This is a genomic window from Capnocytophaga sp. oral taxon 903 (assembly GCF_013394785.1).
Taxonomy (GTDB): domain Bacteria; phylum Bacteroidota; class Bacteroidia; order Flavobacteriales; family Flavobacteriaceae; genus Capnocytophaga; species Capnocytophaga ochracea.
Genome location: NZ_JABXYW010000002.1, coordinates 2,298,674 through 2,319,267, shown reverse-complemented (window position 1 = coordinate 2,319,267; position 20,594 = coordinate 2,298,674). Strand labels below are relative to the sequence as shown.

At 39.0% G+C, this 20,594-nt stretch carries 14 protein-coding genes; 7 read left to right on the top strand and 7 right to left on the bottom strand.

All coding sequences use genetic code 11. The annotated features are described in order from the left end of the window. Window positions 1-42: 42 nt before the first annotated feature. The gene (locus HW279_RS09710) at window positions 43-2,553 is read right to left on the bottom strand and encodes a tetratricopeptide repeat protein (RefSeq protein WP_178958824.1); all 2,511 of its coding nucleotides are present in this window, start codon (window positions 2,551-2,553) and stop codon (window positions 43-45) included. Between the two features lie 148 nt (window positions 2,554-2,701). Further along, on the bottom strand, window positions 2,702-2,884 hold the full coding sequence (locus HW279_RS09705; RefSeq protein ID WP_178958823.1) for a hypothetical protein: 183 nt from the start codon (window positions 2,882-2,884) through the stop codon (window positions 2,702-2,704). A gap of 121 nt (window positions 2,885-3,005) precedes the next feature. Between HW279_RS09705 and HW279_RS09700 the strand changes: the two genes are divergently transcribed. Beyond that, entirely contained in the window at window positions 3,006-5,129 is a 2,124-nt protein-coding gene (locus HW279_RS09700) for a Tex family protein (RefSeq protein ID WP_178958822.1), read from the top strand. Between the two features lie 152 nt (window positions 5,130-5,281). Here HW279_RS09700 and gltX read toward each other — a convergent pair whose 3' ends face one another. From gltX to gyrA, 4 genes are all read right to left on the bottom strand, one after another. After that, a complete protein-coding gene (gene gltX / locus HW279_RS09695; RefSeq protein WP_178958821.1) occupies window positions 5,282-6,784 on the bottom strand; it encodes a glutamate--tRNA ligase in 1,503 nt (500 codons plus the stop codon). Window positions 6,785-6,790: 6 nt separating this feature from the next. Beyond that, entirely contained in the window at window positions 6,791-7,453 is a 663-nt protein-coding gene (locus HW279_RS09690; protein ID WP_009419941.1) for a hypothetical protein, read from the bottom strand. A 50-nt stretch (window positions 7,454-7,503) separates the two neighbouring features. Continuing rightward, window positions 7,504-7,863, bottom strand: coding sequence for a YraN family protein (locus HW279_RS09685; RefSeq protein ID WP_002672262.1), 360 nt, complete (start codon window positions 7,861-7,863; stop codon window positions 7,504-7,506). Between the two features lie 723 nt (window positions 7,864-8,586). Further along, window positions 8,587-11,112, bottom strand: a complete 2,526-nt coding sequence (gyrA, locus tag HW279_RS09680; RefSeq protein WP_178958820.1) for a DNA gyrase subunit A — start codon at window positions 11,110-11,112, stop codon at window positions 8,587-8,589. A 355-nt stretch (window positions 11,113-11,467) separates the two neighbouring features. Between gyrA and HW279_RS09675 the strand changes: the two genes are divergently transcribed. The 4 genes from HW279_RS09675 (at window position 11,468) to nagB (ending at window position 16,659) form a co-directional block, all read left to right on the top strand. Further along, complete coding sequence (locus HW279_RS09675) at window positions 11,468-12,412, top strand: glycosyltransferase family 2 protein (protein WP_178958819.1); 945 nt, start codon at window positions 11,468-11,470, stop codon at window positions 12,410-12,412. Between the two features lie 33 nt (window positions 12,413-12,445). Then, window positions 12,446-13,924 (top strand): cysteine--tRNA ligase, encoded by a 1,479-nt coding sequence (cysS, locus tag HW279_RS09670; protein ID WP_178958818.1) that lies wholly within the window; start codon window positions 12,446-12,448, stop codon window positions 13,922-13,924. 90 nt (window positions 13,925-14,014) lie between these two features. Then, on the top strand, window positions 14,015-14,548 hold the full coding sequence (locus tag HW279_RS09665; protein WP_178958817.1) for a TIR domain-containing protein: 534 nt from the start codon (window positions 14,015-14,017) through the stop codon (window positions 14,546-14,548). A 167-nt stretch (window positions 14,549-14,715) separates the two neighbouring features. Beyond that, window positions 14,716-16,659 (top strand): glucosamine-6-phosphate deaminase, encoded by a 1,944-nt coding sequence (gene nagB, locus HW279_RS09660; protein ID WP_178958816.1) that lies wholly within the window; start codon window positions 14,716-14,718, stop codon window positions 16,657-16,659. A 262-nt stretch (window positions 16,660-16,921) separates the two neighbouring features. Here the strand turns inward: nagB and gltS are convergent, their stop codons facing one another. Beyond that, window positions 16,922-18,160, bottom strand: a complete 1,239-nt coding sequence (gltS, locus tag HW279_RS09655; RefSeq protein WP_048747426.1) for a sodium/glutamate symporter — start codon at window positions 18,158-18,160, stop codon at window positions 16,922-16,924. A 281-nt stretch (window positions 18,161-18,441) separates the two neighbouring features. Between gltS and HW279_RS09650 the strand changes: the two genes are divergently transcribed. Continuing rightward, window positions 18,442-19,404, top strand: coding sequence for a transketolase family protein (locus HW279_RS09650; protein ID WP_178958815.1), 963 nt, complete (start codon window positions 18,442-18,444; stop codon window positions 19,402-19,404). A 55-nt stretch (window positions 19,405-19,459) separates the two neighbouring features. After that, entirely contained in the window at window positions 19,460-20,314 is an 855-nt protein-coding gene (locus tag HW279_RS09645; protein WP_178958814.1) for a hypothetical protein, read from the top strand. Window positions 20,315-20,594: the final 280 nt, after the last annotated feature.

The window sequence follows — 20,594 nt, the reverse complement described above, 5'->3', positions numbered from 1 at the left end:
GGTGAATGACAAACCATAAAGCAACAAATACTATAAGCTGACTTAGTTTTCATTCTTTTCTTTCTCCAAGAATTTTTCTTTGTCTTTGCGAATTTGTACCAATCGGTAGTTTTCAGTGGCTATAACAAAAGCAGATAGTTTGTTTTTCTCCAAGAACTCTTTTAAATCAGTAACAATGCTCTGAGCTGAATAAGCATCGCGGATATTATGAACTACCAACCAAGTTTCATCGGCATTATAGAGGTCTTCTGAAAGGGTAAGTACCTCAGAAATTGCCTTTAATTTCTGGGTAAGTTGTTCTTTTATAGTTGTACGTGTCTCGGAAACCGTACCTGTAATGACTACTTTCCATTTCGTAGCCTTATCGTCAGTAACAAAATCTTCGGCTTCTACATCTTTAAGCTCATCTAATAGATTTTTAGCCTCTTCACTTTCAGCAGTGGCAGGATAGTTAGTCGCTATCTGTTGTAACTGCGCTTGGTAAGGAGCAAGCCCCTCTAAACGTGCCGTTGTTTTAGCTTGCAACAGTGCGATAGCAGGTGCTACTGAAGTTTCACGATACTGCGCCCCTTCTGTTTGCAACTGGTGAGCCGTCTCGATAATTTCACCGCGATTGTATCGAGCCATAAGGGTATCAACAAAAACTTGTGCCTGTTTATTGCGCTCTTGTTGTGAGGTTTCGCTTCCTTGCAATAGTTTTGCATAATCGGTATTAGGATAGTTAGCAAGTAGTCGCCCTTTGATGGTTTCAGCTTTGGGGTTATGAGTATCAGTGTAATTCTTTTGGAGCTCATAAAGTGTAACTACTTCTAATTCGGGAGAAGGATTGTTGACAAGAACACGTTCTAAACGTTGTATAGCCAATTCATTTTCACTGAATTTAGAGCGATAGAGCACGCCCAACTGGTACAAGGCTTTATTTCTATCGATGTTAAGTTGAGCGATTTCGGCTTCGGTCTTAGGAAGTTGAGAAAGATAAGTATCGGGAGTTTCTACTTCTTTTTCAGCTATTTGTTGTGTAGTAGCTGAGACAGTGAGGTTCGCCACAGTGGCATTCCCCATACTCGACCAACGCCAGTTATCCTCCAATTTGCGGTCTCCCCAATATTGTTGAAACTGTTGTTTCCCATAAGCTACACTCATCGGATTGTAGAAATAGAACTTGCCACCCTTTTCAGTAGTAGCATCGGGCATCGTTACCCCCATACCTGTATTGGCAACCTTTTTATTGTGGTGCTTTTGTGTGCGGAGAGCAATTGCTTTCTGTACAGAATCGATATGTCTTTGGTAATACGCACGACGTTCTGTCTCTGGCAAGCGCATAACTTTTAATACGCTATCATTTTTCTTAACGACGTATTCTAACTCAGCAATCTTAGACAAGTTATCTCTTTTTCTGCGAATAAAAAGATGTTCAAAGGTATGTTCAGGGATATAAGTAAGAGTGCTATCCAAATGCTGATAAGCTCCCGTGTAGTCTTTCTGGTCAAAAAATAATTCAGAGAGACGTGTATGAGCTTTTGCTTTTAACGGATTGTTATTCTTATTGTTGGAAAGAGAACTACGATAAAAATCGGTAGCCAAACGCTTGTCATCGTCTTTTAAAAGTTCGCCGTGAGTGTAGTAAAGCACATCGAGATAGTTTTTGTGCTCATAACGGCGTTCAAGTTTGGTAAGGTAAGCTAAAAAATCAGCCTTTTCTTCAGGGGTAAATGTTTTGTTGCGAGCCTTTCCTGCTTGGGCTTCTACCCATAGCTTACGCGGAATCTTCCAGTTTTGCTTCACAACCTTTTCAAAAGCTACTTCGGCAGAGTCTTTTTGATGCTGTTTTTCATAAAGCTGAGCTGCAATAAAGTAATATCTACCGCGTAAAGCCTTATTACGAGTGTATTTACCAGCATTGTAAAGCGCATCGGCAGCCTTAGGATATTGTTCTTGGTTGATATAAGCCTGTCCTAAGGTAGCATAGGCTTCAGCTCTATCATTTTTGCGTAATTTAGGATTCTCTTTTAAAAATTCAGTGAGTTTTTCTATGGCAATTTTATCTTTACCTAAACGGAGATTAGCTTTTTGTGCCCAAACCGCTGCCTCAGGAATACGCTCACTCGTTCCGTAGTTCGTAAGCAGGTGATTGAAAGCCTCTAAGGCAGGAAAAAAACGCTCATCGTAATAACGGGCTTGACCGAGTAACATATAAGCGTCGTCAATTTTATAGTTGCGTTGTACTCCTTTAAAAACCATAGAGTGTTTCTGAATGGTTTTAATAGCTTTTTCTTCAGCACGTTGAAAATCAGCATTACCTGTACCATCTAATTGCACTTTTCCTGTCATACCGATAGGCTCTACAGGTAGAATTTCACTAAAATTATCTTGATATTTTTCGCGTAGTTCATTAAGACCTTTGGCATATGCTTCCTCCCCATTGAACAGTACATTATACTTGGTAACAATAGGTTGCATCTGACGGTTATAGTAGGTATTAGCATTAGGTGTACAAGCTAAATATAGCAAAAAAACAACTAAAAAACTACTGTATAGTAAAACTCTTTTCATACTTTTTCATAAGTGCTGTTACAGAGTGCGAAAGTACTACTTTTTTTTAAAAGAGCGAAATATTATTTTAAAAAAATAAGTTTTCTCTACCAAAGCATCGCTTTGTATACAGTTTAGATATATTTTTACTCTTGTTATCCTTCGTTCATTATTCGTTCATTGTTCGTCCTTTCTTCGTCTTTTGTTCGTTCTTTGTTCGTTCTTTGTTCGTTCTTTGTTCGTTCTTTGTTCGTTCTTTGTTCGTCTTTTCTTTATCTGCCCGTGGGGCTCGCACCGTCTTTTGTTCGTTAATTGTTTCTCTGCCTGTCGTGCTACGACCTCGCACTGTCATTGATTTAGTATTATTGGCATTATTGGCATTGTGGTATTAAAAGACATTTGCTAATCTGCTAATTCTTCAATATCTTTGCACCTTCAATTTAAAAACACTGTTAAATCGATAACACATTAGTATGACAAACATTCAATATATAAAAGCCCAAACACAACTACCTGAAAAAGCTATTGAAAACACACTTTCACTATTAACCGAAGGCTGCACTATCCCCTTCATTGCACGCTATCGAAAAGATAGCACTCAGAATTTAGATGAAGTAGCCATTGAGCATATTGCCAAATCCCAAGCTGATTACGACAATATCTGTAAGCGCAAAGAAACAATTCTCTCTTCTATTGAAGAACAAGGAAAGCTTACAGACGATTTGCGTAAACGTATTGAGAACTCTTTTGAGCTCAATGAATTAGAAGACCTATATCTACCCTACAAAAAACGTCGTAAAACCAAAGCCGATGTAGCCAAAGAAAACGGCTTAGAACCTCTTGCAAAACAGATAATGAGTCAGCGTGTAACCGACTTGGAACTATTAGCAGGGCGTTATCTTTCCGATAAAGTACCTACTGAAGAAGATGCTTTACAAGGGGCTTCAGATATTATAGCTGAATGGATTAACGAGAATACGTTTATACGTCGCACTCTTCGCCGAATATTCCAGCGCAAAGCAATCATCAGTAGCGAAGTAGTTAAAGGTAAAAACGAAGAGGAAGAAGCTCAGAAATACGCTCAGTATTTCGATTGGGAAGAAGCCCTTAACAAAGCACCCTCTCACCGTGTATTAGCAATGTTGCGTGCCGAAAAAGAAGGATTTGTAAAACTAAAAGTACAAGTAGATAGTGAAGAAACCTTACCTTTTATGGAAGAAAACATCATAAAGAGTAGGGGAGAAGTAGCCGATTTCTTGAAGAAAACGGTAAAAGACAGCTACAAACGCTTATTAGAGCCTTCTATTTCCAACGAAACACTACAAGAGGCAAAAGATAAAGCCGATGCGAAAGCTATCAGTGTGTTTGCCGAGAACCTCTCACAGTTGTTATTAGCATCTCCTTTGGGTGAAAAGCGCATTTTGGCTATTGACCCAGGATATCGTACAGGTTGTAAGGTAGTGTGCTTAGATGAAAAAGGCGACCTTTTGCATCACGATGTTATCTACCCTCACGCTCCCCAGAATGATATGACTATGGCTACCAAAAAGCTCAGCACAATGGTTTCTCAATACAATATCCAAGCCATTAGTATAGGCAATGGTACTGCTTCTCGTGAAACAGAGTCGTTTGTAAGAAGTATTGCTTTCCCTAAAAAGGTGGAAGTATTTGTGGTGAGTGAAGCAGGAGCATCGGTCTATTCAGCTTCTAAAATAGCTCGCGATGAGTTCCCCGATTACGATGTAACTGTACGTGGGGCAGTATCCATAGGCAGGCGTCTTGCCGACCCATTAGCTGAATTAGTGAAGATAGACCCTAAGAGCATAGGAGTAGGTCAATACCAACACGATGTAAACCAGTCGTTATTGAAAGAGGAGCTCGATGCAACCGTAGTGCGTTGCGTGAACAAAGTAGGGGTAAACCTCAACACAGCAAGCAAATCATTACTCAGTTATGTATCAGGAATAGGAGAGAAGATGGCTGAAAACATAGTAGCTTACCGCTCGGCTAATGGTGCTTTTAGTAAGCGAGAAGACTTAAAAAAGGTACCTCGTTTGGGTGATAAAGTATACCAGCAGGCAGTAGCTTTCTTACGTGTACATAATAGTGAGAACCCGCTCGACAATTCAGCAGTACACCCCGAAGCCTATCCTATTATCAAACAAATGGCGAAGGACATAGGTATCTCAGTTGCACAACTTATAGGTAACAAGCAAGCTATTGCCACTATTGATATTCAAAAGTACAAAACAGATAAGGTGGGTGAACTTTATTTGAAGGACGTATTAAAGGAATTAGAAAAACCAGGGCTCGACCCTCGTACTACTGCTAAAGCCTTTGCCTTTGACCCTAATGTAAAAACCTTTGATGATGTACGTATAGGAATGATATTGCCTGGTATAGTAAACAATATTACTGCCTTTGGTTGCTTTGTGGATATAGGTATTAAAGAAAGTGGATTGGTACACATCTCTCAACTGAAAGAAGGTTATGTCTCTGATGTAAATGAAGTAGTTAAACTCCACCAACAAGTGCAAGTAAAAGTTATAGAGAAAGACGAAGTGCGAAAACGCATTTCACTAAGTATGGTGTGGTAATGATTAACAATGGGAACACTCACAATTTGCAGTAGATACAAACGCTATAAAGTACCTCATCAAACACGGTTCGTATTATCAGAATAAAATAAGCCTGTATGAAAAACTTTTCATACAGGCTTATTTTAAGTTGCTATTCTGCTCTATATATGTTACTTTTCTGCTGAAAGAAGTGCGTTTAAACGGCGTAGTGTTTCCTCTTTGCCAATCACTTCTATAATATCGAATACGTGAGGCCCTTTGAGTTCACCTACTAAGGCTAAACGCAACGGAGGCATCACTTGCCCGAAGCCTAAGCTTTTAGTTTCCATATATTGTTTCACCGCTTCTTCTAAAGCTACTGAGGTGAAGTTAGATGTGTTTTTAAGTACCTCACTTACTTCTTTTACGATTTCAGGAGTTTGCTCTTTCCATTGTTTTTTGAGTGCCTTTTCGTCGTACTGAGCAGGAGCTTCAAAAAAGAATTTGCTAAGTTCCCAAAAATCACTCACAAAGGTAGCACGCTCTTTGATGAGACCAACTACTTTCTCTATTGTAGCCATCGGAACTGTAACGCCTCTTTGGGTAAGGTCTTTTTGGAAAAGAGTAGCTAATTCTGCATTAGACTTCATTTGTAGGTATTGGTGGTTGAACCACTTTATCTTCTCAGGGTCAAAGCGAGCACCTGCCTTATGTACTTTTTCCAAATCGAAGAGTTGCACGAGTTGCTCCACAGTGAAGATTTCTTCATCGGTACCAGGATTCCAACCCAAGAGTGCTAAAAAGTTGATAAGCGCTTCGGGGAAATACCCTTCTCCACTAAAACCTTTGAGGGTTTCGCCATTCTCTGTCCAATCCATTGGGAAGACAGGAAAGCCTAATTTGATACCGTCACGCTTGCTGAGCTTACCATTACCCACCGGTTTGAGGATAAGAGGTAAGTGTGCAAAAGCAGGAGCTTGCCAACCAAAAGCACGATAGAGCAATAGGTGCAATGCCATAGAAGGCAACCACTCTTCACCGCGTATCACGTGAGTGATTTCCATTAAGTGATCGTCTACGATATTTGCCAAGTGGTAAGTAGGCATTCCGTCGCTTTTGAAGAGCACCTTATCGTCTAAGGTACTCGTATCAATAGTTACTTCACCACGAATCATATCGTTCATTTTTAGCTGTTCGTTATGTGGCATTTTAAAGCGAATCACATACTCATCACCACGCTCTAAGCGTTGTTGTACTTCTTCTTTGCTAAGTGAAAGTGAGTTTTGCAATGCATCACGTGTAGCCCAATTGTATATAAAGGTCTCTCCTTTGGCTTCTGCTTCCTTGCGAGCTGTATCTAATGCCTCAGCAGTATCAAAAGCGTAGTATGCCCAACCGTTATTGATAAGGGTATCGGCATATTGTTTGTATAACGGTTTACGTTCACTTTGGCGATAAGGGGCGTGTTTGCCTTCTTTGCCTACTCCCTCGTCGTAAGTAAGACCTAACCAATTGAGGGAATTTATGATGTACTGTTCTGCGCCTTCAACATAGCGATTTTGGTCGGTATCTTCTATACGAAGTAAAAAATCACCGCCGTGCTTTTTGGCGAACAAATAATTAAATAGGGCGGTACGTACGCCTCCGATATGCAATGCTCCCGTAGGACTGGGAGCAAATCTAACTCTAACCATTTATTTTTATAATAATTTTAAATCTTTAATTACTTTGAAAGCTATATCGATTTGGTTTTCAGGGATTACGATAGTAAATTCGTTGGCGGTAGAAATCACCTCGTTCATATTCACTCCCTCCCAAGCCAAACGTTGGAATATAAAATAATAAATGCCCGATACTGAGACGTTTTCTTCGGGAAGTTTTACACTGATAGCTCCTAAATCGGTAAATTTGTGCAAAATGCGTTCCTTCTTAAAGATATTCTCAACAATAGACTCCATTGAGTTACTGACAATAATATTTGCTTCATTTACCCCACGAGTAGTAGCGTAGAAGATATCTCTATTATTTTTGATTTTATTGAGTAGCTGAGCCTGAGCATTCATAAAGGTTTCAGAGGTTAAGAAAGTATAGTCGGTTAAATTTGAACGAACAATAATATCGCCTATATTCTTCAATACTTTTACAATACGATGAGTAGAGCGAAACTCCATATCTACTGAAAGGCGTTTGAGAGCCATAACAATAGCCCCATTGCGCACTTCACGCTGAGTAGTTTCAGCTTGTATATCCTTACGTATGATACGAGCCAAAGAAGTAAGGTTAATAATCCCTTCTGAAAGAGCGGTTTGTAAGAAAGGTTTTGATTTGATATAGTGCTCGACGGCTGATGCTATTGTTTTCATTTGTATTGGATATTATAAATTTATTAAAAAGTAATTGGGGGCATAAATCATTAAAAAGGATAAAAAGCGTCTTCTATGTAGTTTAAGCTAAATTCTGCATTGTTTTTTACGATGGATATAATATCGAATTGTATTTCTACATCTAAGTCTTTTTTCTTTATATAAAAATCGGTAGCTTTCACTAATAGTTCTATCTTTTGCTGATTTACAAAGCTCTCGGGTTCACCATAAGCACTTGAGCTACGTGTTTTTACTTCTGTGATATGCAAAATATTACCTTTTTGCGAAATGATATCAATCTCGGCGTGCCCAAACCTAAAATTGCGTTCTAAAATAGTATGACCTTTTTCAATTAGGAAGTTTACGGCATCTTGTTCTCCTTCATTTCCTAAATCGTTGTGCATTGCCATAATAAGCGTTGGTTTTATAATTTAACGCCAAAAGTACAAAATATTAATAAATGTAACAAAAAAATATTAGTTTTTTTTCATTTCTATAAGTTGAGAGGGACTAAGCTATTTGATATCACAATACTAATTATATAGGTAAAAGGTAAAAGGTAAAAGGTAAAAGGTAAAAGGTAAAATAGTGTGAAGTCGTAGCACAACAGGTAGATAGTGCGAGCCACACGGGCAGGTGCGAGCCGCACAGGCAGATAAATAATTAACGAACAAAAGACGAACAAAAGACGAACAAAGAACGAACAAAGAACGAACAAAGAACGAACAAAGAACGAACAAAGAACGAACAAAGAACGAACAAAGAACGAACAAAGAACGAACAAAGAACGAACAAAGAACGAACAAAGAACGAACAAAGAACGAACAAAGAACGAACAAAGAACGAACAAAAGGCGGAGGAAAAGTGGGGGTAAGTTAAAACTAAGATATAAATAAGAAGAATGTTATTAGTAGATTTTAACTTTGCCAAAGTTTCAAATTTTGGCAAAGTTTGTATATATAAATGAACAAATGACGGTGCGAGTCGCACGGGCAGATAAAGAAAAGACGAATAAAAGGCGAATAGTGGTTAAAGGAATAGCGGAGGTAAGGTGGGTGGTTTAGGGTAGAAAAAAAGCCCGTAATACGCAGTATTACGGGCTTTTTTTATTTAATTAATTATGAACACAAATTTTATTCCTGAGTATCTAAAGGTTCATTATCATTAATAGGAGCTTCTTCAGTGCTCTCATCGTCATCTTCTTTCATTACCTTAGTAACGGCGGCAATAGAGTCTTTACCTTTGATATTGATGAGTTTTACGCCTTGAGTAGCACGTCCTAAAATACGAAGGGTATCGATTGATAAACGAATAGCAATACCTGATTTATTGATAATCATCAAATCTTCACCTTCTAATACGCTTTTAATAGCTACTAACTGACCTGTTTTCTCGGTAATAGAAATGGTTTTTACCCCTTTACCACCGCGGTTAGTAATACGATATACGGCTTCGTGTGTTTCGGGGTCATCAATATAGGAACGTTTACCATAACCGTTTTCTGATACTACCAATACAGTCTCTTCACGTGGGTTTTCAATAGCAATCATACCTACTACTTCATCGTTTTCAGTATCTAAGTCGATACCACGAACCCCTTGCGAATTACGCCCTACGGCACGCACTTTGTCTTCGGCAAAACGAATCGCACGACCTGATTTCACGGCTAACATCAACTGGCTACTGCCTGAGGTAAGTTTTGCTTCGATAAGTTCGTCACCTTCTTTAATAGTGATTGCATTGATACCATTCTGGCGTGGACGAGAGTATTCTTTGAGAAGCGTTTTCTTAACAATACCCTTTTTAGTAGCCATAATGAGGTAATTGTTGCTGATGTAGTCTTCATCTTTGAGGTTTTGTACACTCACGAAAGCCTTAATCTTATCATCGGATTCGATATTGATAAGGTTTTGTATAGCACGACCTTTGGCAGTTTTGCTACCTTCTGGTATTTCGTATACACGCATCCAGAAACACTTACCTTTTTGAGTAAAGAATAATAAATATTGGTGATTAGAACTTACAAAGAGGTGTTCTAAGAAATCTTGGTCGCGTGTGGTAGAGGCTTTTTGTCCTACACCGCCACGGCTTTGGGTCTTATATTCACTAAGCTGAGTGCGTTTGATATAGCCTGCGTGTGAAATGGTAATTACCATTTTATCATCAGGAATCATATCTTCTACACTGAATTCGCCCCCTGCGTATTCAATGGTAGAACGACGCTCATCGCCATACTTCTCTTTTATTTCGAGTAGTTCTTCCTTAATAATTTCGGTACGACGTTCTTTGCGAGCTAAGATATCTTCTAAATCGCGTATTTCAGCCAGCTTTTCTTCGTATTCTTCTTTGGTTTGTTGGATAAGAACCTTATTGATACGACGTAGTGCTAACGCTAAGATAGCTTCGGCTTGTACATCGGTAAGGTCGAACTCAGCAATTAAATCTTCTTTAGGTTTATCGTGGAAACGGATAATCTCAATAGCCTTACCCATAGTGTCCTCGGTTGCCATCACCTTCATATACCCTTCTAAAATATGAATACGCTCTTTGGCTTTGCGAAGTTCATAGTCGGTACGTCTATACACTACGTCATAACGGTGTTCTACGAAGTGAAAGATAAGGTCTTTAAGGTTTAACAACTGAGGGCGCCCTTTTACTAAGGCGATGTTATTAACACTAAATGAGGTTTGTAGCTCAGTATGTTTAAAGAGATTGTTGAGCACTACATTAGACACTGCATCGCGTTTGAGAATATAAACGATACGTATTTTACCACGAGCTGATTCATCGCGTACATCGGTGATACCCTCTAACCTACCTTCTTTTACGAGGTCAGATGTTTTTTTCAAAAGCACAGATGTATCGACTTGATAAGGGACTTCGGTTACTACAATACAATCTTTACCTTTTATTTCTTGAAACTCAGCTTTGGCACGAATAATTACTCGTCCGCGTCCTGTTTTGAAGGCTTCTTTTACGCCTTCATAGCCATAGATAATACCTCCCGTAGGAAAATCAGGAGCTTTGATGTATTTAATGAGTTCATCGATTTCAATATCGTTATTGTCGATATAAGCAATAGTTCCATCGATAACTTCATTAAGGTTATGAGGAGCCATATTAGTAGCCATACCTACTGCGATACCTGCTGAACCGTTCACCAATAGGTTAGGGATACGTGTAGGGAGTACGATAGGCTCTTCACGAGAGTCGTCATAAGTAAGTTGGTGGTCAACTGTCTCCTTGTCGATATCTGAGAGCATTTCTTCGGAGAATTTACGCATACGGGCTTCGGTATAACGCATTGCGGCAGGGGGATCACCACCCATTGAACCGAAGTTACCTTGTCCGTCTACAAGCATATAGCGTAAACTCCAATATTGTGCCATACGCACCATAGTATCGTAAACAGCTGTATCGCCGTGAGGGTGGTATTTACCGAGAACCTCACCCACAATAGCAGCCGACTTTTTATAAGGGCGATTGCTGAGCACTCCCATATCGTACATACCGTAAAGTACACGGCGGTGTACAGGTTTTAAACCATCACGAACATCGGGCAATGCACGTGAAACGATTACCGACATCGAATAATCGATATAGGCAGATTTCATTTCATCGCTGATGTCTACAGGAATCAGTTTTTCTCCTTCTGTCATAATATATTAATAGGTATCTGTTATATAAATTAGCGTGCTAAGATACAACCTTTTTTTATATTGGCAATAAAAAAATGTTTGTTTTTTCATCATTAAACTGTAAGTGTTTGATAGTAAGTGTGAAAATAACTTATAAAAAGTTAATAGAAAAGAAGAAAAATAGTGCTATAGATTAGGTAAAAGAGCCTCTGATAGGTGAAAATGCAGTGTTATTATCTATGAAATTGTATTTTAAAGTGATTAACCTTATATCATTCATATAAATAAGTTATATGGTGATAAAAATGAATTTATTTGCTACATTTATTGGTATTCATTATTAATTTATTACTTTTGCACTTCAAATTGTTATAAGATGCAAATATCAATCGTTATACCGCTTCTCAACGAACAAGAATCGCTACCTGAACTTTATCAGTGGCTACATAAAGTACTCACTGAACATCGTTATTCTTATGAAATTATCTTTGTAGACGATGGTAGTACTGATAATTCTTGGCAGGTAATCAAAGAGTTATCGGGTAAAGATACTAATGTACAGGGTATTCGTTTTTTGCGCAATTACGGCAAATCACAAGCACTGCACGCAGGATTCAAACAAGCACAAGGTGAAGTGGTGATTACAATGGACGCCGACCTGCAAGACAGTCCGGATGAGATTCCTGCTCTTTATAATATGATTACCCAAGAGGGTTATGACCTTGTATCGGGTTGGAAGAAAAAACGTTATGATTCGGTATTGGCAAAAAATCTGCCTTCTAAACTCTTCAACTGGGCAGCGCGCAAAACCTCAGGTCTCACCCTCCACGATTTCAATTGCGGACTTAAAGCCTACAAACAAGAGGTTGTAAAGAATGTTGAAGTATCAGGTGAGATGCATCGCTATATTCCTGTATTGGCAAAGAACGCTGGTTTCAACCGCATTACCGAGAAAGTTGTACAACACCAAGCCCGCAAATACGGTGTGACCAAATTCGGTATGAATAGGTTTATCAATGGTTTTTTAGACCTTATCACCATTAGTTTTCTATCCCATTTCGGTAAACGCCCGATGCACTTCTTTGGAGCATTGGGAGTACTGATGTTCTTTATAGGTTTTTTGTTTTCGGCTTACCTTGGTATTGATAAATTATTTATCAATCCATACGGTCGCCTTATTGCTGATAGACCTCAGTTTTACCTTGCGCTTACCACTATGATCATTGGTACACAACTATTTATTGCAGGCTTTCTGGGAGAAATTATTTTAAAGACTAAAAGTAACGAAGAGAGATATAAAATTAAGGAATTAACAAATTAGTAAATTAGCAAATTAGTAGATAATATAACAGTAATGGAACATCAATTAAAAATATTTAATTCCTTAACAGGAGAAAAAGAAGTGTTTGTACCCTTACACGAAAACAATGTAGGAATGTACGTATGTGGGCCTACTGTATACAGCAATGTGCATTTAGGCAATGTGCGCACCTTTATGTCGTTTGATTTTGTGTATCGTGCGCTTAAATTCTTAGGTTACAAAGTGCGCTATGTACGCAATATTACCGATGCAGGTCACCTTACCGATGACGGTGATGTGAACAACGACCGCTTTGTAAAACAATCACGTCTCGAAAAACTCGAACCTATGGAAATTGTACAGAAATACACTGTAGATTTTCACAAAGTATTAGAGGTATTTAACTTACTGCCTCCTACTATTGAGCCTACTGCTACAGGGCATATATTGGAGCAAATACAGCTTACCGAAAAACTCTTAAAAGACGGATTTGCTTATGAAAGCAATGGTTCTGTATACTTCGATGTACTTGAATACAACAAACGCGGACTCAATTATGGGGAGCTCTCTCGACGCAATATAGAAGAGCTCTTTGCCAATACTCGTGATTTGGATGGGCAAGGCGAAAAACGCAATCCTCAGGACTTTGCGCTCTGGAAGAAAGCCTCTCCTGCCCACATTATGCGTTGGGCGTCACCTTGGGGCGACGGCTTCCCAGGTTGGCACTTAGAATGTACAGTGATGAGTACCAAATACCTCGGTAACCAATTTGACATTCACGGGGGCGGTATGGACTTGAAGTTTCCGCACCACGAATGCGAAATTGCACAAGGTAAAGCGGGTCACGGCGAAAGTCCCGTACGCTACTGGATGCACGCCAATATGCTCACAATGAACGGACAACGTATGAGTAAATCTACTGGTAACTATATATTGCCTATGCAACTCATCAGCGGAGAGAATACTTTTTTTGAGAAACCTTTTGCTCCCGCTGTTATTCGCTTTTGCTTTATGCAAGCGCACTACCGCAGTGTACTCGATATCTCCAACGAAGCGATGCTCGCTGCCGAAAAAGGCTTTAATAGACTTATGGAAGCGATGAAGATATTGAATGAACTTACTACGGATGCAGAGCTCTCAACTTCGCTCCCTATAGCCGAATGGAAACAAAAATGCTACGATGCATTGTTAGACGATTTCAATTCACCTATACTCATAGCCCATCTTTTTGAAGCTGTAAAGTGGATATTCCAAGTAAAAAACGGCGAAGAAAAGATTTCAGTAACAGAACTCAAGGAGTTGAAAGAACTGATGAATGCTTTTGTTTTTGATGTATTGGGGTTACAAAGTGAGCAACAAACGGCTAATAACAATGACAAGCTCGACGGCGTGCTCCAGTTGCTTATTAATATGCGAATGGAAGCCCGTGCCAATAAAGATTGGACACTTTCCGACAAGATTAGAGATGAACTCCTTGCATTGGGTATTCAGCTCAAGGACAGTAAGGAAGGAACGAGTTATAGTGTAATTTAAAATAACTGTTGCGGTTGAAAACAATGAACTCAGTAGTAGCTCTAAAGTTTAAAAGTAAATGACATTCAAATAGGAGCTAAAGAGAAAGATATGGAATATAAATATGAAGTAACATTATCTTTTGCAGGAGAAGATAGAGAATATGTAGAAGAAGTTGCGAAAGTTTTAAAAGAAAACAATTTATCTGTTTTTTATGATAAATTTGAAGAGGTAAATTTATGGGGAGAGGACTTAGCTATTTATTTTGAGAGACTTTTTCAAAGAGAATCTAAATATGTAGTTATTTTTATTTCTCAGTATTATCGGCATAAAGAATGGACTAATTATGAGGTTAAAAATGCTTTTTCAAGACAAATAAATGATAAAACAGAAGGATATATTCTCCCTGTAAGATTTGATGACACAGAATTAGAAGGACTTAGAAATACAATTGGATATTTAGATGCAAGAAAATTATCTCCAATAGAATTAGCACAAAAGATTTTAGAAAAAGTAAGACGGAAGCATATAACTTCTAGCACTAATAACGAAACAAATAAAGAGAATGAAAAATCTAAAGAACATCATCTGTATAGCACTATTAGCTCAGAGAATGTAGAGATTCGTCTTTATGGTGATTATTAGGTGTTTAATAATTTGATTTATGAACCAAATTATCTATGCTTTAAGTTCTTAGAATGCTATATAAAAAGATACTATAAAGAAATGTTAAATTTATTTGTGTAATTTGTAAAAAAGAAATACTTTTGCAGGGTCAAAACTGAAATTATAATAATTATTCATTAACAAAAATGAGAACACATATCAGAAAAGAAGTTTCATCAATTGCTCATCAGCCTGCTGGCTCCGTTGAGGAAACTCGTTTCGAGAAAATCTATAACGTTGTTTTCTCGAACTCAGTAACCGCTTCAATTAGTGTCGCACACGAAATCGCCGACCTTATCAAAAAGAAACAAGCCGAAGGCAAAAAATGCATATTAGGCTTAGCCACTGGCTCCTCTCCAGTGAAAGTTTACGACGAACTCGTGCGTATGCACAAAGAAGAAGGTCTTAGCTTCAAAAACGTAATTACCTTCAACTTAGACGAGTATTATCCAATGGAAAAACAGGATATACAAAGTTATTGGTACTTTATGCACGAGCACCTCTTCAACCATATTGATATTCCTAAGGAAAATATCAATATTCCCGACGGAACTGTACCTCACGACGAATTAGAAGCTTATTGTGCTAATTACGACAAAAAAATCGAAGAATGTGGCGGACTCGATTTTCAACTCCTCGGTATCGGTCGTACCGGTCACATCGGCTTCAACGAACCTGGTTCTAACCGCAATTCTGGTACCCGTATCATCACTCTCGACCACATCACCCGTTCCGATGCTGCTGAAACCTTCCACGGTATCGACAATGTGCCTCGTCAAGCCATTACAATGGGTATCCGCACAGTGTTAAAAGCACACCGCATCGTATTGCTCGCTTGGGGTAGCAGTAAAGCCTCTATCGTAGCCAAAGCCGTAGAAGGCGATATCACTGCCGAAGTACCTTCAAGCTATCTTCAACTTCACGAAAACACTACTTTTGTATTAGACGAAGAGGCTGCTGCCGATCTTACTCGTATCAAAACCCCTTGGCTCGTTACCGATGTACAATGGGACGAAGACCTCAAAGCTAAAGCTATTGTTTGGCTTTGCGAACACTTGGGCAAAACAATCCTCAAACTCACCGATTCCGATTACAACGAGTACGGTATGTCAAAACTCTTGGCTGAATCAGGCCCCGCTTACGATTTGAACATCGCTATGTTCAACCGCTTGCAACACACCATTACAGGATGGCCAGGTGGTAAACCTAAAGCCGATGACACCAACCGCCCTGAACGCGAACATCCTCACAAAAAACGCGTAATCATCTTCAGTCCTCACCCCGATGACGACGTGATTTCTATGGGAGGCACTTTCGACCGATTAGTTTCTCAAGGTCACGAAGTACATATCGCTTACCAAACTTCCGGTAACTTTGCCGTATCCGACCACGAAGCGCTTAAATTCGCCGAAGTATTCAAAGATATAGCCAAAGAAAATAAAACCGAAGTAGCCGTAATCAACGAGATTATTAGCAACATCGCCAACAAAAAATCTAACGAAATTGATAGCTTGCTTGTACGCCAACTCAAAGGTAACATCCGTCGCCACGAATCATTGGCTGCTACACGCTACGAAGGTGTACCCGATAACCAAGTACACTTCCTCAACTTGCCTTTCTATGAAACAGGTGGTGTGAAAAAGAACCCTATAGGCGAAGCCGATATCAAAATCATTATGGATTTGATTGAAGAAGTAAAACCTCAGCAAATCTATGCTGCTGGTGACCTCGCCGACCCTCACGGTACTCACAAAGTGTGTCTTGATGCTATCTTTGCTGCTTTGAAGAATTTGAAACACAAAGATTATATGAAAGACTGCTGGGTATGGTTGTACCGCGGTGCTTGGCACGAATGGGATATCCACGAAATAGAAATGGCAGTCCCTATGAGCCCTGCACAAGTACTCAAAAAACGTCAAGCTATCTTCTTCCACCAATCTCAAAAAGATGGTGCTATGTTCCAAGGAGATGACTTGCGCGAATTCTGGCAACGCGCCGAAGCTCGTAACAGCGAAACCGCTCGTCGTTACCGCAATTTAGGCTTCGCTGACTATGCCGCTATCGAGGCTTTCAAACGTTACTTCTTCTAAGAATTTGATAGGTTTTTATAGAAGTAACTTTTCTAAAAAGTTTTAAAAGATTATTTATCAATCTAAAAAATAATGAGGTTATCTATTATTTAGATAGCCTCATTTTATTTGGTGTTTTACCACGAATATTGTCTATTATGTTTTGATAGAATATACCTTTTGGTTTTTCAGAATCTAATACTTTTTTTGTCTTTGTTCGTTTATCCTATAAGCTTTCTATAAGCTAACTAACCTTAATCTCACCATAAACCATCGGCTATTATCATTGCAACAAACTAATAAAGGTAGTTAAAATAAAGGCATTGATGAAGTCGATAAAGAAAGCTCCTACCATTGGCACTATCAAGAAGGCTTTGTGTGAAGGTCCAAAACGCTCGGTTACCGACTGCATATTGGCGACTGCTGTAGGGGTGGCGCCCATACCAAAACCGCAGTGTCCTGCTGAGAGTACAGCAGCATCGTAGTTGCTACCCATCAGGCGGAAGGTAACAAAATAGGCATAAGAGCACATCACAAAGGTTTGCACTGCCAAAATAATGAGCATCGGGAGGGCTAAATCAAGCAATTGCCACAGTTTGAGGTTTAAGAGGGCAATGCCTAAAAACAAACTCAGAGAAGCGTTGCCAAACACATCGATAGCGCGGTCGAACATATTTACACTAAAGCCTCTGGTGAGCACATTGCGCAAGAGTACACCAAAGAACAATGCCCATACAAACTGAGGAATAGTGAATCTCTCTGGAAAGAAGGCAGTTACTGTGGGTGATACCATTATAGCTGAAAACGATAGGCAAGCGGCAAATAGTGCCATAGTTTCTATCGCTGATTTAGAAGTGATGAGGCGTTGTTTAATTGCATTTTCAAAAACTTCTACTACGTTATCGGCTACGGTGTCAGTACTTTGTTTTTCAGTAATAGGCTTTTTTCCTATATTGTTCACTAACTTGCGTGCTATGGGACCACCAATAAGTCCGCCGAGTACCAACCCGAAGGTAGCCGAAGCCATTCCCAGGTCAGTAGCTCCCTTTATACCGTAGTCGGTTTCTAATATTTTACCCCAAGCACCTGCCGTTCCGTGTCCGCCTGTAAGTGTGATAGAGCCTGTGATGAGTCCCATAACAGGGTTTTGCCCCAAAGCACTTGCTAAGCCCACCCCCACAGAGTTCTGTACTACAATAAAGAGGGCGACCACCCCCAGGAAAATAATCAGCCCTCTACCACCAGCTTTTAGTCGAGAGAAATCGGCACTCAAACCTATGGACGAAAAGAAAAATAGCATAAAAGCATCTTGCAAGCTGTTATTGAACTCTAAGGAAATGCCCGTGGCAGTATACAGCAGATAGATAAATACTGCTGCTAACAATCCGCCCGCTACAGGTTCGGGTATATTAAAGTTTCTTAAAAATTTGATTTTATGCACTAATAGTCGCCCTACGAGCAACACTATCGTAGCGACTATCAGGGTGTAATAAGGGTCGATGATAATGGTTTTCATATCCATAATAAGCGAGATATAGATTTAATGAGGGGCTAAAAGTACAAAAGATTATTTTACTGAAGAAATAAATAAACAAAAAAAACTGTAAGTAATGAATGTTTACTATCTTTACTCTTAATTTAAAACGATAGCTTGTGATAGAACTAATTAGTTTTCTTCTTATGCTTATAGAGGCGTTTCTGCTATTCATTTATTTTGTTTATGTAGAAATAGATAGTTTTGTTAGGAAGAAAAGATAAAAAGTATTACTTTTGTCGCTCAAAAAGAATAACACTCATTTACCGATGAAAAAATATATTGATACAGGAAAAAAAGACACCCGAAGTGGTTTCGGGGCAGGACTTGCTGAGTTAGGACGTAAGAACCCTAATGTAGTTGCTCTTTGTGCCGATTTGATTGGCTCATTGAAGATGGAAAAATTTATCGAGGAGAACCCTACGCGCTTCTTTCAAATAGGTATTGCTGAGGCAAATATGATGGGTATTGCCGCTGGTCTTGCTATTGGGGGTAAAATACCTTTTACAGGCACCTTTGCAGCTTTCTCTACAGGGCGTGTGTATGACCAAATACGCCAGTCGATAGCTTATTCAAATAAAAACGTAAAAATTTGTGCCTCTCACGCTGGGCTTACTCTCGGAGAAGATGGAGCTACCCATCAAATATTAGAAGATATTGGTTTGATGAAAATGCTTCCTAATATGGTAGTTATCAATCCTTGTGATTACAATCAAACAAAAGCTGCTACTATTGCCATTGCTGATTATGTAGGTCCTGTTTACCTGCGTTTCGGTCGTCCTACGGTAGCAAACTTTACTTCTGAAGACCAAACCTTTGAAATAGGAAAAGGTATTTTGTTAAACGAAGGGAAGGACGTTACTATTATCGCTACAGGGCATTTGGTATGGGAAGCTCTTTTGGCTTGTGAGGAATTAGAGCAAAAAGGTATTTCAGCAGAAGTTATCGATATCCACACTATTAAACCGTTAGACGAAGAGCTTATTCTTACTTCAGTAAAGAAGACTAAAGCAGTAGTAACTTGTGAAGAGCATAATTACTATGGTGGATTAGGTGAGAGCATAGCTCGTGTGCTTACACAACGTTATCCTGTTCCACAGGAATTTGTGGCTGTAAACGACACCTTTGGTGAAAGTGGAACTCCCGCTCAGCTAATGCAAAAGTACGGTTTAGACAAAGAAGGTATTTTGAAAGCTGTTGAGAAGGTACTCAAAAGAAAAACTACCCATTAAGGAAAGATTAAATACTCCTACTTTATTTGTAAAACAGATAAAAAGCAAATTGTTTATGATAGATTATTTACAAACCAAGAACCCTTATTTCAATACCTCTGGACTTACTTCATCAGAGGCTAACTATGTATGTGAGCGTATTAAAGAACGACTCAAACCCATTCAAGACCTTGTTAATACTATTGAAACTCATACTTCCAGTATTGATGGGGAACCTTTAGATAACTTTGTGAAAGTAGATGATATCGGAGAAAAGCTCACTGAAATAGGGTCGCTATATGCAATCTCAGCTTATTTACGTACGGCAATTAAGGAAAAGGAAGCTCGATTAGATGTGCTAACAAAAAAGCTAACCAATATACAACTTGAAGCAGAAGCTGAAGTAAAACCAATTGACTATGAACACCTCAATCGGCTTAGAGAGGTTACCATAGAAGATTACTTCAAAACTTTATCACTTGAAGAAGTAGTACGATATAAGGAAGCTGAAGCTAAAGCTGCCCACATCGGGAAGTATATTCATAATTTTGATGAGGTGCGCACAAATCTCAGTAAGAAAGAACTTATTACCTTAAAACAAGTAGGTGAGCAGGTATTTAAAGTAAAGAATGTACCTCTGTATGACCTTGCTGAGCTACAAGAACTGCAAGAACAGCTATTAGCTCAGCATCGTGAGGTTGAAAGTGAAGTAAACTTTTATAAGGCTCAGTTCCGTACGTTCCAGAATAATGCTCAATTACAATATGAACAAGAACTTCAAAGGTTGCAACAAGAACGTCAGAAAAAGGTAACTGCTCTGGTTGTAGAAAAAACAGCCGATTTGATGAAAATAAAGGAAACGGTTGCAGGTTTTAGAATCGTAGTGCCTAACAGTTACAAAAATACTATTGAGCACCTTTTAAAGAAATAGGGTTTGGTGCGGTGTAAAATAGTTGACCTATAACAGATTTACATCATACCAATTTAGAAAGCTACAAAACGGATTTTTCATAAGATAGCAAACACACTCATTGACATTTCGCTCTATACCCAAACAGTTTTTAATAAGGGGAATGTGTGTTACCCCGCTGATGTTTATCACATCATAATTAAAACTTTGTTATAGTCTTTGCCTTTGTGGGTATAGAGGTCTTGAACTTAAACATTGCCATCGACTGCGTTCCGTTTTGTAGCTTTCACTTTTATAAAAG